Source organism: Citrobacter freundii complex sp. CFNIH9 (genome assembly GCF_002903305.1).
Lineage (GTDB): Bacteria > Pseudomonadota > Gammaproteobacteria > Enterobacterales > Enterobacteriaceae > Citrobacter > Citrobacter portucalensis.
Genome location: NZ_CP026238.1, coordinates 1958544 through 1972311 on the forward strand (window position 1 = coordinate 1958544; position 13768 = coordinate 1972311).

Genomic DNA, 13768 nt, shown 5'->3' on the forward strand with positions numbered 1-13768 from the left:
TTTGAACGAGGCGAATATTAGCGATGCCGCTCAGCGTTGTCAAAGCCTGAATGGATAAATGCGATCGTTTGCTGAAATATTCCCCATTTCGCCGCTTATTCAGACGCAACCGGTTGTTTTATGCACTTTTCGCGTTCGGGGCGCGGGTATTTCCACAACCAGCGGCCGGTGACCATACGCCAGTAAAATAACGCGGCGCGTACGGCCCAGTCGAAGAACATACCTAACCAAACGCCGACAACTCCCCATCCTAATACGATACCCAGGGTGTAACCCGCGACTACGCGGCAGCCCCACATGCCCAGCATCGATACCCACATAGCAAAACGTGCATCTCGCGCACCTTTAAAGCCTGCTGGTAATACCCAGGAGGCTGCCCATATCGGCATAAATGCTGCGTTGAGCCAAATTAGGATTACTATGACCTCTTTTACATCCTGATCGTGGGTATAAAATGAGGCCATCACCCCGGCGAAAGGAGCGGTTAACCAGGCAATTGCCGTCAGGCCGATCGTCGACAGCCAAAATACATGCCGTAGCTGGATTTCAGCCTGGCCAATCTGGCCATTTCCCAGACGCCTGCCGGTAATGATTGTCGACGCGGAACCTAAAGCATTCCCCGGTAAGTTGATAAGCGCGGCGATAGAAAATGCAATAAAGTTCCCGGCGATAACGCTGGTTCCCATGCCTGAAACAAACATCTGCGTCAAAAGTTTACCGCCATTGAACAGCACTGACTCGATACTTGCCGGAATGCCGATCCCCATCACCTCCCAGATAATGGCGAGATTGAGTGGCTTAAAATAGCTTTTGAAGGGGATTCGCAGCGCGGGGTTAAAACCAATCATCAGTACCCAGATGATGGCAATCGCCCCGATGTAGCGCGAAATGGTCAGTCCCAGGCCTGCTCCCACAAATCCCAGACCTTGCCAGGAAAAGATCCCGTAAATCAGGATGCTACTGATGATGATATTCAGGATGTTCATGCCGCCGTTAATCAACAACGGTATTTTTGTATTTCCGGCTCCACGTAGTGCGCCACTGCCAATCAGCGCAATGGCTGCCGCCGGGTAGCTGAGCACCGTCAGCTCCAGATAGGTGAGTGCCAAAGCTTTAACGTCTGGCGTTGCTTCACCTGCGACAACGTCAATAATCTGTTGACCAAAATAGTGAATGACCGCTGCCAGAACGGTAGCAAAAATTGTCATGATCACCAGTGATTGTCTGGCCGCGGCTCTGGCCCGTCGACGATCTCGTTTCCCGAGGCTAAATGCTACAACCACAGTGGTGCCCAGATCGATGGCGGCGAAAAATGCCATGATGACCATATTAAAGCTGTCGGCGAGTCCAACCCCGGCCATCGCTTCTTTTCCCAACCAGCTGACCAGGAAAGTACTCAGAACACCCATCAATAGCACACAGGTGTTTTCCAGAAAAATGGGGACAGCCAGCGGAGTGATTTCGCGCCAAAAGAGAACCTTATAACTCTTGCGTTTGGCATACCAGGGCGTGCGGGAAGCGACCTGGTGTAAGGCAGCGGAGACGTTCAAAGTGGACCTTAACGAAGAAAGTTGAAACCTCATTTCAAATGATGAGGGAGAATCAAAAAAGCTGCAAAGTTTTTTCTATTTAAAATGTCTGTAAATGCAACAAACTGTCGAGAGAAGCATCAATTGATTCGCATTCGAGGAAATGGGGTTTGACAAAATTTTTTTCGCCGCTAAGATAAGCCTCCACAACGATTCCTCTGTAGTTCAGTCGGTAGAACGGCGGACTGTTAATCCGTATGTCACTGGTTCGAGTCCAGTCAGAGGAGCCATATTTAAGAAGCCTGCTTAGGAAACTAAGCAGGCTTTTTGCTTTTTGTTTCAAGCCTGATCGAGCGAAGCTACACCGGAATCTTACGCCGGGAAATCCCCATGCTGACGCGCAACCAACGTCAGAATGGAATACAGCGCCACCGCCTGCTGGTGCTGATTAAAGATCTCCACCGACCACTCCACCACGCCGGTCGCTTTTTCTTCGGCATTGCGCTGACGTTTCACCGTTTTGCGTTTGCAGGTTAAACGCACCTGGATAGTGTCGCCCGGCTTAACCGGCTCGATAAAGCGCAGGTTTTCCATGCCATAGTTGGCAATCACCGGACCGACGCCCGCGTCAACAAACAGACCGGCTGCGGCGGAAATCAGGAAGTAACCGTGCACCACGCGCTCGCCGAAAATGGAATCGGCTGCTGCAATCTTGTCCATATGGGCGTAGAAGTGGTCACCGCTGAGGCAGGCAAAGTTAACGATATCCGCTTCGGTCAGTGTACGACGTGGCGTCAGCAGGCTGTCGCCCGGCTGGATCTCTTCGAAGTATTTACGGAACGGGTGAATACGATCTTCCTCTACCCGAGCGCCACGCACCCACTGTTGGCTTACCGCCGCGAGCATGGTTGGGCTGCCCTGAATGGCGGTGCGTTGCATGTAGTGTTTCACCGCACGCAGACCGCCCAGCTCTTCACCGCCGCCTGCACGTCCAGGCCCGCCGTGGACCAGCTGTGGCAGCGGAGAGCCGTGACCGGTCGATTCCGCCGAGGACTCTTCGTTCAGCACCTGAATACGCCCGTGGGCACGGGCCGCACCGAGGACAAACTCTCGCGCCAGTTCGCCGCTCGCCGTCACCAGTGTTCCTGCCAGACTGCCTTCACCGGCGCGCGCCAGCGTCATGGCATGCTCGGTATTTTGATACGGCATCAGCGTGGCGACCGGACCAAAGGCTTCAATTGCATGTACCGCGCCAATTTCATCCGGCTGCGGACAAAACAGCAGCGTTGGCGGGAAGAAAGCCCCAGCCGTGCTCAGATCTGCTTTTCCGCCCAGCAGCACCTCACACCCGGCTTCAACCAGACGATTCACATTATCCTGCACGTCCTGACGCTGATCGTTATTCACCAGCGACCCCATCTTCACGCCTTCCTGCGCCGGATCGCCCACTACCACTTTTTGCAGACGGGTAATCAGCGCCTCGCTGACTGCTTTCACCTGCGACTGTGGCACGATAATGCGGCGGATAGCGGTACATTTCTGCCCGGCTTTGGTCGTCATCTCGCGCACTACTTCACGTACAAACAATGCAAACTCAGGCTGTTCTGGGGTGACGTCATCACCCAGCACGCAGCAGTTGAGTGAATCCGCTTCCATGGTGAAAGGAACCGATTTAGCCACCAGGTTGGGGTGCACGCGCAACTGCTGCCCGGTATGAGCAGAACCGGTAAAGGTCACCACATCCTGGCTGTCGAGGTGATCGAGCAGGTCACCCGCGCCGCCGCAGATAAGGCTAATTGCGCCGTTCGGTACCAGGCCACTGTCGATAATCGCTTTCACCATTGCCTGAGTGAGCTGCGCGGTGGCGGTTGCAGGTTTGATAATGGCTGGCATCCCGGCAAGCCAGGTTGGCGCCAGCTTCTCTAACATACCCCAGCAGGGGAAGTTAAAGGCGTTGATATGCACCGCAACACCGGATTTGGAGGTCAGCACGTGGCGTGCGGCAAAACCGCCCTGTTTGGACAGCGGGATCAGTTCGTCTTCCGGCCACAGCGTATCGTCCGGCAGCTCGCGGCCACCGAGACTGGCATAAGTGAAAAGCGTGCCAATACCGCCTTCGATATCGACCCAGCTGTCACCGCGCGTTGCTCCGGTTTGCGCGGATATGGCATAGAAATCGGCTTTCAGTTCCATTAAATGCTTCGCCACCGCTTTTAGCATCGCGCTGCGCTCAATAAAACTCATTGCCTGTAACGCTTTGCCGCCGTGCTCAATAGCAAAGCGGCGCGCCTGCGCCATATCCAGTCCAACGCTTGTCACTTCCCAAAGCGCTTCACCGGTAAGGGCGTGGTGGATGGTGCGGGTGCGGCCCCGGCCTGTCTGCCAGGCACCGGATAAATAACTGGCTAACTGCTGCATCGTTAATCTCCAGATGTGTTCCGTAATATCTCTTTAAATAGTTCTTTTATGAATCACAAAATGCAAGTGAGATTTTAATAATTTGTTAACAATGAGATCGCGAACACTTTACCTTCATTGGTTATCTATCTGTTATTAATGGATAAACAAAAACCATTTGCGACAAATATCGCAAAACCAGCAAACAAAATTTGTGGTTTTATTTAACCAAGATGTAACTTTTATAAAACAAAGTGATTCACAAATATTAATTTGTTGAAATTATCGGAATCATAAGGTGATAACGTGACAGAAGAACAACGCTTTGACCAGCGCATCGCGCAGGAAACGGCCATCGAGCCGCAGGACTGGATGCCGGACGCATACCGTAAGACGCTGATCCGCCAGATTGGCCAGCATGCGCACTCGGAAATTGTCGGCATGTTACCGGAAGGCAACTGGATAACCCGCGCACCCACGCTGCGGCGTAAGGCCATTCTGCTCGCAAAAGTACAGGACGAGGCCGGACACGGTCTGTACCTCTACAGCGCGGCGGAAACACTGGGCTGCGCGCGTGAAGATCTGTACCAGAAGATGCTCGACGGCCAGATGAAATACTCCTCCATCTTCAACTACCCAACCCTCAGCTGGGCGGATATCGGTGTGATCGGCTGGCTGGTCGATGGCGCGGCGATTGTTAACCAGGTGGCGCTGTGTCGTACCTCCTACGGCCCGTATGCCAGGGCGATGGTCAAAATCTGCAAAGAAGAGAGCTTCCATCAGCGTCAGGGCTTCGAAGCGTGTATGGCGCTGGCTACTGGTAGCGAGGAACAGCGTCAGATGCTGCAGGACGCCATCAACCGTTTCTGGTGGCCTGCGTTGATGATGTTTGGCCCGAACGACGACAACTCACCGAACAGTGCCCGCAGTATGGCGTGGAAAATCAAACTGCACTCCAACGACGAACTGCGTCAGCGCTTTGTTGATAACACGGTCCCGCAGGTAGAAATCCTCGGTATGACAGTGCCGGACGCCGACCTACAGCTTGATGAAACGACGGGGAAATATCGATTCGGTGAGATCGACTGGCAGGAATTTAATGAGGTCATCAACGGTCGTGGTGTCTGCAACCACGAACGTCTGGGCGCAAAGCGTAAGGCCTGGGAAGAAGGGGCATGGGTGCGCGAGGCCGCACTGGCGCACGCCGAAAAGCAACAGGCCCGCGACGCGGCGTAAGGAGAGAGTCATGAGCAAAACATACTGGCCGTTATACGAAGTTTTTGTCCGCAGCAAACAGGGGTTATCACACCGTCACGTTGGCAGTCTGCATGCCGCCGATGACCAGATGGCGCTGGAAAATGCACGCGATGCCTATACACGCCGCAGCGAAGGCTGCTCCATCTGGGTGGTGAAAGCCAGCGAAATTGTTGCGTCACAGCCGGAAGAACGCGGTGAGTTTTTTGACCCGGCGGAGAGCAAAGTCTATCGCCATCCCACGTTCTACACCGTGCCGGACGGCATGGAACATATGTGAGGCAACGATGAATAACCTGAATCCCGTTGCAACCTATGCCCTGCGTCTGGGCGATAACGGCCTGGTGCTGGCTCAGCGTCTGGGGGCCTGGTGCGGTCATACGCCGGAGCTGGAGATTGATCTGGCGCTGGCTAATATCGGCCTCGACCTGCTGGGGCAGGCGCGCAACTTCCTCAGCTACGCAGCCGAACTGGCGGGTAGCGGCGACGAAGACACGCTGGCTTTTGGCCGTGACGAGCGTCAGTTCCGCAATCTGTTGCTGGTGGAACAGCCTAACGGCAACTTTGCCGACACGATCGCTCGCCAGTTCTTTATCGATGTCTGGCATGTGGCGCTGTTCACTCGTTTGGTTAACAGCCGCGATAAGCAGATTGCGGCTATCGCTGCCAAAGGACTGAAAGAAGTGCGTTATCACCTGCGCTTCAGCCGCGGCTGGCTGGAACGACTGGGGAATGGTACTGACTACTCCGCGCAACTGATGCAGAAGGCGGTGGACAATCTGTGGCGTTACACCGGCGAATTGTTCCTTGCCGACGAACTGGAGATCGCTCTGGCCAGGCAGGGCATTGCCGTCGATCCGCGCGAACTGCAAACCGAATGGCAAATGACGGTACACACTGCGCTGATTGATTCTGGTTTACAGGTTCCGCAAGAGGCGGCGTTTCGCAACGGCGGTAAGCAGGGGCTACACAGCGAACATCTCGGGCCGATGTTGGCCGAGATGCAGTACTTGCAGCGTGCGTATCCTGGGCAGCAGTGGTAGCAGGAGGTGGCTATGCAACGTCTTACCGCGATCGCACCGCCAGAGGTGCACACCGTTTGGGGGCTGTTAAGTGCGATTTCCGATCCGGAAGTGCCGGTGCTGACCATCACCGATCTCGGCATGGTACGCAGCGTTGAGCGCTGCGGCGACGGCTGGGTTATCGGCTTTACGCCGACGTACTCCGGCTGCCCGGCCACCGAGCATCTACTGGGTGAAATTCGCATGGTGATGGCGGAGCACGGCTATACGCCAGTACATATCGTCCTGCAGCTTGACCCACCGTGGACCACTGACTGGATGAGCCCGGACGCCCGCGAACGCCTGCGCCAGTATGGTATCAGCCCGCCGCAGGCCCACGCCTGCCATGCCGAAATGCCAACTGACGTACAGTGCCCGCGCTGCGCCAGCACCCATACCTCGCTGATTAGCGAATTCGGATCCACGGCCTGTAAAGCGTTGTATCGCTGCGACAGCTGCCGTGAACCCTTTGATTACTTTAAATGTATTTGAGGTTGCGATGACAACATTTCATTCGCTTACCGTGGCCAACGTTGAAGCGGAAACGCGCGATGCGGTGACCATCACTTTTACCATTCCTGACGCGCTGCGTAATGACTACGCCTTTCGACCGGGCCAGCATTTGACGCTGAAAGCTCACCTCGGTGGAGAAGAGCTGCGTCGGTGTTACTCCATTTGTCGCAGCCGCTCGCCGTCGGAAATTAGCGTCGCGGTTAAAGCTATCGACGGTGGGCGTTTCTCCCGCTATGCCCAGCAGGATATCCAGCAGGGTATGGCGCTGGAAGTGATGGTGCCGCAGGGGCACTTCGGCTACCAGCCGCAGGCCGAGCGCGAAGCCGAATATCTGGCGATTGCCGCCGGGTCCGGCATTACGCCGATGATGGCGATTATTGAAGCGACGCTGACGACCGAACCGGCCAGCCAGTTCACCCTGATCTACGGCAACCGCAGCAGCCACAGCATGATGTTCCGTCAGGCGCTGGCCGATCTGAAAGACCGCTATCCGCAGCGTTTACAGGTGGTGCACCTGTTCAGTCAGGAGTCGATGGACAGCGATCTGCTACAGGGTCGTATTGACGGCGACAAACTGCGTGCGCTGGGCAAAAACCTGCTCGATTTCAGCCGCTTTGACGACGCCTTTATCTGTGGCCCATCGGCAATGATGGATGAAGCTGAAGTGGCACTGCGCGAACTGGGCATAGCGGAAAAATCCATTCACCTTGAGCGTTTCAATACGCCGGGGACCAGCGTGAAACGCGCCACCGGCGTGCAGGCGGAAGGCCGCACGGTCACCCTTCGTCAGGATGGGCGCGATCGCCTGATTTCACTGAGTGCGGAAGATGACAGCATTCTCGACGCCGCGTTGCGCCAGGGCGCTGACCTGCCGTTCGCCTGTAAAGGCGGCGTGTGCGCCACCTGCAAATGTAAGGTGGTCAGCGGCGAGGTGGCGATGGCCGCCAACTACAGCCTTGAAGCCGATGAACTGGCGGCGGGCTATGTGCTGAGCTGCCAGGCGCTGCCAACCAGCGGTGACGTAGTGGTCGACTTCGATGCGCGGGGGATGGCATGAGCGAACTGCTGATTTCCCGTCACGACCGTGTACTGCAACTGACCCTGAACCGTCCGCAGGCGCGCAACGCCCTGAACAATGCGCTGCTAACGCAGATTGCTGACGCGCTGGAAAGCGCGGCGGCGGACGCCAGCATCAGCGTTTGCGTGATTAGCGGCAACCCGCGCTACTTCGCTGCCGGAGCCGATCTCAACGAAATGGCGGAAAAAGATCTGCCCGCCACTTTCGACGATATTCGCCCACGCCTGTGGGCACGTATTGATGCCTTCAACAAGCCGCTGATCGCGGTGGTTAACGGTTACGCGCTGGGAGCCGGGTGCGAGCTGGCTCTTCTGTGCGACCTGGTGATTGCCGGGGATAACGCCCGCTTTGGTCTGCCGGAGATTACTCTCGGCACCATGCCAGGGGCGGGCGGTACGCAGCGGCTTATCCGTTGTGTTGGCAAAGCGCTGGCCAGCCGAATGGTGCTGAGCGGTGAAAGCATTGATGCCGAACGAGCGCAACAGGCCGGGCTGGTGAGTGACATTCACCCGGCGAACCTCTCCGATGAATACGCGCTCAAGCTGGCGGCGACCATCGCCCGTCACTCACCGCTGGCGCTGCGGGCGGCAAAACAGTCTCTACGCGCTGCGCAAGAAGTGGGTCTCCAGGCCGGTCTGGTGCAGGAACGTCAGCTGTTTACGCTGCTGAGCGGCACCGAAGATCGTCGTGAAGGCGTCAGCGCCTTTTTAGAAAAACGCACGCCGGAATTTAAAGGACGCTAATCGTGGACGCATTTATTCTCAGCGAAGTGGAGCAGGGCGTGATGACTATCACCCTGAACCGCCCGGACCGACTCAACAGCTTTAACGACGTGATGCACCAGCAGCTTGCCGATTGCCTGAAACAGGCCGAGCGCGACGACACCATTCGTTGCCTGCTGATCACCGGCGCCGGACGCGGATTTTGCGCCGGACAGGATCTGAACGACCGTAACGTTGACCCGAGCGGCCCCGCGCCGGATCTGGGCATGTCGGTGGAACGCTTCTACAACCCGCTGGTGCGCCGCTTAGCCGCGCTGCCGAAGCCGGTTATCTGTGCCGTCAACGGCGTTGCCGCTGGTGCCGGTGCCACGCTGGCCTTGGGCTGCGACATCGTCCTCGCCGCGCGCTCGGCGAAGTTTGTCATGGCCTTCAGCAAGCTCGGTCTGGTGCCGGACTGCGGCGGAAGTTGGGTGCTGCCGCGCGTAGCCGGTCGCGCTCGCGCCGTGGGTTTGCTGATGCTTGGCGATAACCTCAGCGCCGAACAGGCCGCGCAGTGGGGCATGATCTGGCAAGTGGTCGACGATGCCGAGTTGAAAGATACCGCGTTGACCATGGCGCGCCATTTCGCGACGCAGCCGACCTATGGCCTGGGGCTGATTAAGAAAGCCTTGCAGCTTTCCGAAACCAACACGCTGGATCAGCAGCTTGAGCTTGAACGCGACTACCAGCGCATGGCCGGTCGCAGCGACGACTACCGCGAAGGGGTCAGCGCCTTCCTCGCCAAACGTCCACCACAGTTCAGCGGGAAATAAGCCATGACGCAAACTCTTCCCCGCGTTGCCGTGATCGGCGGCGGAACAATGGGTGCAGGCATTGCCGAGGTGGCTGCCAGCGCCGGACATTCGGTCCTGCTGTATGACATTTCCGCTGAGGCGATTACTCGCGCCATTGAGGGTATTCGCCAGCGACTCGGCGTTCGTGTTGGTCGTGGAAAAATCAGTGCGGAACAGGCCAGTGAGCTGCTGGCACGGATCGCTCCCGCGACTGAACTGAATCAGCTTGCCGATGCACAACTGGTGATTGAAGCCGCTTCCGAGCAGCTGGAAATTAAAAAAGCGCTGTTTAGTCAGTTGGCGGAGATCTGTTTGCCGTCAACGCTGCTAACCAGTAATACCTCGTCGATCTCAATCACCACAATTGCGGCGGGAGTGAAGCATCCGGAACGTGTGGCGGGGCTGCATTTCTTTAACCCGGCACCGGTGATGAAACTGGTGGAAGTGGTGAGCGGGCTTGCCACCTCAACCGAGGTAGTCGAGCAGCTTTGCCAGTGCGTAACCGCCTGGGGCAAGCAGCCGGTGCGCTGCCGCTCAACGCCGGGTTTTATCGTCAACCGCGTGGCACGTCCGTATTACGCTGAAGCCTGGCGCGCGCTGGAAGAACAGGTTGCGTCAGCGGAAGTGATTGATGCGGCTCTGCGTGACGGCGGCGGTTTCCCGATGGGACCGCTGGCGCTGACCGACTTGATTGGTCAGGACGTCAACTTTGCCGTGACCTGTTCGGTGTTTAACGCCTTCTGGCAGGACCGCCGTTTTCTACCGTCTTTGCTGCAACAGGAGCTCGCTCTGGCGGGGCGTCTGGGAAAGAAGAGCGGCCACGGCGTCTATCGCTGGCCTGCTGAAGTATCGCCTGAACTGGCTGTTGCAGCGGTAGCGCCTAAAAATGCAGCAAAAAATATCAAGCGTGACGTTGTCACTGAACTGGATGATGTGCTGCTCCTTGAAACTACCGGTGAAACCGCGCTGGCCTTAAGCGTGCAGCACCAGCGCCCGGTGGTGGTGTATGACCATGCTGCGGGCGACACCGTCGTGCTGGCAAGCGCACCAACCAACCCGGCTTCAGCCACCGACAAAGCGGTGTACTACTTCCAGCAGCAGGGCAAAAAAGTGCTGCGTATTGCCGACTACCCAGGGCTGCTGGTATGGCGCACGGTAGCGATGCTGGCGAACGAAGCGCTGGATACGCTGCAAAAAGGAGTCGCCAGCGCCGAGGATATCGATGCCGCCATGCGCTTGGGGGTCAACTACCCGCACGGGCCGCTGGCTTGGGGCGAATCGCTCGGCTGGGGACGTGTGCTTCGTCTGCTGGAAAATCTACAACAGCACTACGGCGAAGAACGCTATCGCCCGAGTGCGCTGCTGCGCCAGAAAGCGCTGATGGAGATGCGTCATGAGTAACGAAGCCTGGCGCAACGCCCGCGCCATGTATGTGAAAGACACCTGCGCGCAGGCGCTGGGGATTGAAATTATTGAGATGGACGACGGTTATTCGCAGATGACTATGACCGTGTCGCCGTCGCAGCTGAATGGCCATCAGACCTGTCACGGCGGGCAACTGTTTTCACTGGCGGATACTGCCTTTGCTTACGCCTGCAACAGTCAGGGACTGGCGGCAGTAGCCTCAGCGGCCAGTATCGACTTTCTGCGTCCGGCCTTTGCAGGTGACAAACTGACCGCCACCGCGCGGGTCAAGCAGCAAGGCAAACTCACTGGCGTTTACGACATTGAAATTGTCAATCAGCAACACAAAACCGTGGCTCTGTTTCGCGGCAAATCCCACCGCATCGGTGGCACGATTACAGGAGAAGTCTAATGCGTGACGCATTTATTTGTGACGGTATTCGTACCCCGATTGGTCGCTACGGCGGGGCGCTGGCAGGCGTGCGTGCCGACGATCTGGCGGCCATCCCGTTGCGTGAATTACTCAACCGCAACCCACGCCTGGATCCCAGCGCTATTGACGATGTGATCTTCGGTTGCGCCAACCAGGCGGGCGAGGATAACCGCAACGTGGCGCATATGGCGACCCTGCTGGCGGGTTATCCGCACAGCGTTGCCGGCACGACCATCAACCGTCTGTGCGGCTCAGGGCTTGATGCAATCGGCTTCGCTGCTCGCACGATCAAAGCCGGTGATGCCGACCTGCTGATCGCTGGTGGTGTTGAGTCAATGTCACGCGCGCCGTTTGTAATGGGCAAAGCCACCGCGCCGTTTCAGCGTCAGGCCGAGATGTTTGATACCACCATTGGCTGGCGTTTTGTGAACCCGCTCATGCAGCAACAATTCGGAACTGACAGCATGCCGGAAACGGCGGAGAATGTAGCTGAATTGTTAAATATAAGCCGAGAGGACCAGGACGCCTTTGCGTATCGCAGCCAGCAGCGCACGGCGAAAGCCCTGCGTGACGGCATTCTGGCGCAGGAAATTGTGCCGGTACAAATCATTGGCAAGAAAGGGGCAGTTAGCGCAGTACGTGAAGATGAACATCCGCGTGCAGAAACCACGCTGGAGCAACTCGCACAACTGAAAACACCGTTTCGTAAGAACGGCGTGGTCACCGCAGGCAATGCCTCTGGGGTGAACGACGGCGCGGCAGCAATGATCGTAGCCAGCGAGCAACACATAAAGGCCCAGGGACTAACGCCACGTGCACGCATTGTCGCGATGGCGACGGCGGGCGTGGAGCCGAAGTTTATGGGGCTTGGGCCAGTTCCTGCGGTACGAAAAGTGCTGGAGCGCGCCGGGCTGAATATCAACGATATGGATGTGATTGAGCTGAATGAAGCCTTTGCCGCCCAGGCGTTGGGTGTGATGAGACAGCTTGGACTGGCAGATGACGCAGAACACGTGAATCCCAATGGGGGGGCTATCGCTTTAGGTCACCCGCTGGGGATGAGCGGTGTGCGGTTAGCGCTGGCTGCAACGCTGGAGCTGGAACGACGCAATGGACGTTATGCGCTGTGTACGATGTGTATTGGCGTGGGTCAGGGCATTGCCATGATCCTTGAGCGAGTGTGAGCTAATTGACCTGCGAGTGCCCTACAAAATGACAACGACAACAACAAAATTAGATCCGATTGAAACCGCATCGCGTGACGAATTACAGGCTTTGCAAACCGAGCGCCTGAAATGGACGTTAAAACACGCCTATGAAAATGTCCCGATGTACCGCCGTAAGTTCGACGCGGCGGGGGTTCACCCGGATGATTTCCGTGAGCTGAGCGATCTGAGCAAGTTTCCCTGCACCACCAAGCAGGATCTGCGTGACAACTATCCCTTCGACACCTTCGCGGTACCGATGGAGCAGGTGGTGCGTATCCATGCATCATCCGGCACCACGGGTAAACCGACGGTGGTGGGCTATACGCAAAATGATATCGATACCTGGGCTAACATCGTCGCCCGCTCGCTGCGTGCCGCAGGCGGTACCGCGAAAGATAAAATCCACGTCGCTTATGGCTATGGCCTTTTCACTGGCGGACTGGGCGCGCACTACGGCGCGGAACGCCTGGGGGCAACGGTTATCCCGATGTCCGGCGGTCAAACCGAGAAACAGGCGCAGCTGATTCGCGATTTCAAACCTGACATGATTATGGTCACGCCATCCTACTGTCTGAACCTGATTGAAGAGCTGGAGCGCCAGATGGGCGGTGACGCGCGGGGTTGTTCGCTGCGTACCGGTGTCTTTGGCGCAGAGCCGTGGACAACGGGGATGCGCGCGGAGATCGAACGTCGTCTGGGTATTACGGCGCTGGATATTTATGGCCTCTCGGAAGTGATGGGGCCGGGCGTGGCGATGGAGTGCATCGAAACGGGTGATGGTCCGACAATATGGGAGGATCATTTCTTCCCGGAAGTGGTCAATCCGGATGACGGTACGCCACTGGCCGACGGCGAGCACGGCGAACTGCTGTTCACCACGCTGACGAAAGAAGCGCTACCGGTCATTCGTTATCGTACCCGCGACCTGACGCGCCTGCTGCCGGGTACCGCGCGCACGATGCGTCGTATGGATCGCATTAGCGGGCGCAGCGACGATATGCTGATTATTCGCGGCGTCAACGTCTTCCCATCGCAGGTGGAAGAAGAGATCCTCAAGATTGAACATCTGGCTCCGCATTACCAGTTGGAAGTGGATCGCCGAGGACATCTTGATTCGCTTTCGGTACGCGTGGAGCTTAAAGAGAGTAGCCTGGTGCTAAGCCATGAGCAGCGCTGCCAGATTTGCCATCATTTGCGTCATCGTATTAAGTCGATGGTTGGTATTTCAACGGACGTAAGCATTGTTAACTGCGGCAGCATTCCGCGCTCAGAAGGAAAGGCGTGCCGGGTGTTCGACCTGCGCAAAGTTGCCGCCAACGGTTAAGACTCGTAGGCC

Annotated in this window: 13 protein-coding genes and 1 tRNA gene; 12 read left to right on the forward strand and 2 right to left on the reverse strand. The window is 57.1% G+C overall.

The genetic code is table 11. From position 1 onward, the window contains the following. Nucleotides 1-95 precede the first annotated feature (95 nt). Nucleotides 96-1583 carry an EmmdR/YeeO family multidrug/toxin efflux MATE transporter gene (locus C2U43_RS09850; protein WP_158654532.1) on the reverse strand — a complete coding sequence of 496 codons (1488 nt, stop codon included), beginning with the start codon at nt 1581-1583 and terminating at the stop codon, nt 96-98. Between the two features lie 160 nt (nt 1584-1743). Between C2U43_RS09850 and C2U43_RS09855 the strand changes: the two genes are divergently transcribed. Beyond that, a tRNA-Asn gene (locus tag C2U43_RS09855) sits at nt 1744-1819 on the forward strand. 82 nt (nt 1820-1901) lie between these two features. On the opposite strand, the gene paaZ is transcribed toward C2U43_RS09855, so the two are convergent. Then, nucleotides 1902-3947: a phenylacetic acid degradation bifunctional protein PaaZ gene (gene paaZ / locus C2U43_RS09860; RefSeq protein WP_103285039.1), complete on the reverse strand. Its 2046-nt coding sequence runs from the start codon at nt 3945-3947 to the stop codon at nt 1902-1904. A gap of 285 nt (nt 3948-4232) precedes the next feature. Between paaZ and paaA the strand changes: the two genes are divergently transcribed. The 11 genes from paaA to paaK are packed head-to-tail and all read left to right on the forward strand — an operon-like array spanning nt 4233 to nt 13756. Then, nucleotides 4233-5162 carry a 1,2-phenylacetyl-CoA epoxidase subunit PaaA gene (gene paaA / locus C2U43_RS09865; RefSeq protein WP_103285040.1) on the forward strand — a complete coding sequence of 310 codons (930 nt, stop codon included), beginning with the start codon at nt 4233-4235 and terminating at the stop codon, nt 5160-5162. Between the two features lie 10 nt (nt 5163-5172). Continuing rightward, nucleotides 5173-5460, forward strand: coding sequence for a 1,2-phenylacetyl-CoA epoxidase subunit PaaB (paaB, locus tag C2U43_RS09870; protein WP_032943000.1), 288 nt, complete (start codon nt 5173-5175; stop codon nt 5458-5460). A gap of 7 nt (nt 5461-5467) precedes the next feature. After that, nucleotides 5468-6223 (forward strand): 1,2-phenylacetyl-CoA epoxidase subunit PaaC, encoded by a 756-nt coding sequence (paaC, locus tag C2U43_RS09875; RefSeq protein WP_103285041.1) that lies wholly within the window; start codon nt 5468-5470, stop codon nt 6221-6223. 12 nt (nt 6224-6235) lie between these two features. Then, nucleotides 6236-6733, forward strand: coding sequence for a 1,2-phenylacetyl-CoA epoxidase subunit PaaD (paaD, locus tag C2U43_RS09880; RefSeq protein WP_032943004.1), 498 nt, complete (start codon nt 6236-6238; stop codon nt 6731-6733). Between the two features lie 7 nt (nt 6734-6740). After that, on the forward strand, nt 6741-7811 hold the full coding sequence (paaE, locus tag C2U43_RS09885; RefSeq protein ID WP_048235630.1) for a 1,2-phenylacetyl-CoA epoxidase subunit PaaE: 1071 nt from the start codon (nt 6741-6743) through the stop codon (nt 7809-7811). Continuing rightward, on the forward strand, nt 7808-8575 hold the full coding sequence (gene paaF / locus C2U43_RS09890; RefSeq protein ID WP_048226908.1) for a 2,3-dehydroadipyl-CoA hydratase PaaF: 768 nt from the start codon (nt 7808-7810) through the stop codon (nt 8573-8575). Before paaE ends, paaF begins: the two co-directional genes overlap by 4 nt. 2 nt (nt 8576-8577) lie before the next feature. Beyond that, nucleotides 8578-9366, forward strand: a complete 789-nt coding sequence (gene paaG / locus C2U43_RS09895; RefSeq protein WP_103285042.1) for a 2-(1,2-epoxy-1,2-dihydrophenyl)acetyl-CoA isomerase PaaG — start codon at nt 8578-8580, stop codon at nt 9364-9366. Between the two features lie 3 nt (nt 9367-9369). Beyond that, on the forward strand, nt 9370-10788 hold the full coding sequence (gene paaH / locus C2U43_RS09900) for a 3-hydroxyacyl-CoA dehydrogenase PaaH (RefSeq protein ID WP_103285043.1): 1419 nt from the start codon (nt 9370-9372) through the stop codon (nt 10786-10788). Further along, a complete protein-coding gene (paaI, locus tag C2U43_RS09905) occupies nt 10781-11203 on the forward strand; it encodes a hydroxyphenylacetyl-CoA thioesterase PaaI (protein ID WP_003832239.1) in 423 nt (140 codons plus the stop codon). The genes paaH and paaI overlap by 8 nt, the downstream gene beginning before the upstream one ends. Then, the gene (gene pcaF, locus C2U43_RS09910; protein ID WP_103285044.1) at nt 11203-12408 is read left to right on the forward strand and encodes a 3-oxoadipyl-CoA thiolase; all 1206 of its coding nucleotides are present in this window, start codon (nt 11203-11205) and stop codon (nt 12406-12408) included. Before paaI ends, pcaF begins: the two co-directional genes overlap by 1 nt. A 28-nt stretch (nt 12409-12436) precedes the next feature. Next, the gene (gene paaK / locus C2U43_RS09915; RefSeq protein WP_003832244.1) at nt 12437-13756 is read left to right on the forward strand and encodes a phenylacetate--CoA ligase PaaK; all 1320 of its coding nucleotides are present in this window, start codon (nt 12437-12439) and stop codon (nt 13754-13756) included. Nucleotides 13757-13768 lie beyond the last annotated feature (12 nt).

Excerpts from the sequence above, each read along its gene's own strand:
- C2U43_RS09850 (WP_158654532.1), bottom strand. The coding sequence starts at position 1,583 with ATGAGGTTTCAACTTTCTTCGTTAAGGTCCACTTTGAACGTCTCCGCT.
- paaZ (WP_103285039.1), bottom strand. The coding sequence starts at position 3,947 with ATGCAGCAGTTAGCCAGTTATTTATCCGGTGCCTGGCAGACAGGCCGG.
- paaB (WP_032943000.1), top strand. The coding sequence starts at position 5,173 with ATGAGCAAAACATACTGGCCGTTATACGAAGTTTTTGTCCGCAGCAAA.
- paaC (WP_103285041.1), top strand. The coding sequence starts at position 5,468 with ATGAATAACCTGAATCCCGTTGCAACCTATGCCCTGCGTCTGGGCGAT.
- paaD (WP_032943004.1), top strand. The coding sequence starts at position 6,236 with ATGCAACGTCTTACCGCGATCGCACCGCCAGAGGTGCACACCGTTTGG.
- paaE (WP_048235630.1), top strand. The coding sequence starts at position 6,741 with ATGACAACATTTCATTCGCTTACCGTGGCCAACGTTGAAGCGGAAACG.
- paaF (WP_048226908.1), top strand. The coding sequence starts at position 7,808 with ATGAGCGAACTGCTGATTTCCCGTCACGACCGTGTACTGCAACTGACC.
- paaH (WP_103285043.1), top strand. The coding sequence starts at position 9,370 with ATGACGCAAACTCTTCCCCGCGTTGCCGTGATCGGCGGCGGAACAATG.
- paaI (WP_003832239.1), top strand. The coding sequence starts at position 10,781 with ATGAGTAACGAAGCCTGGCGCAACGCCCGCGCCATGTATGTGAAAGAC.
- pcaF (WP_103285044.1), top strand. The coding sequence starts at position 11,203 with ATGCGTGACGCATTTATTTGTGACGGTATTCGTACCCCGATTGGTCGC.
- paaK (WP_003832244.1), top strand. The coding sequence starts at position 12,437 with ATGACAACGACAACAACAAAATTAGATCCGATTGAAACCGCATCGCGT.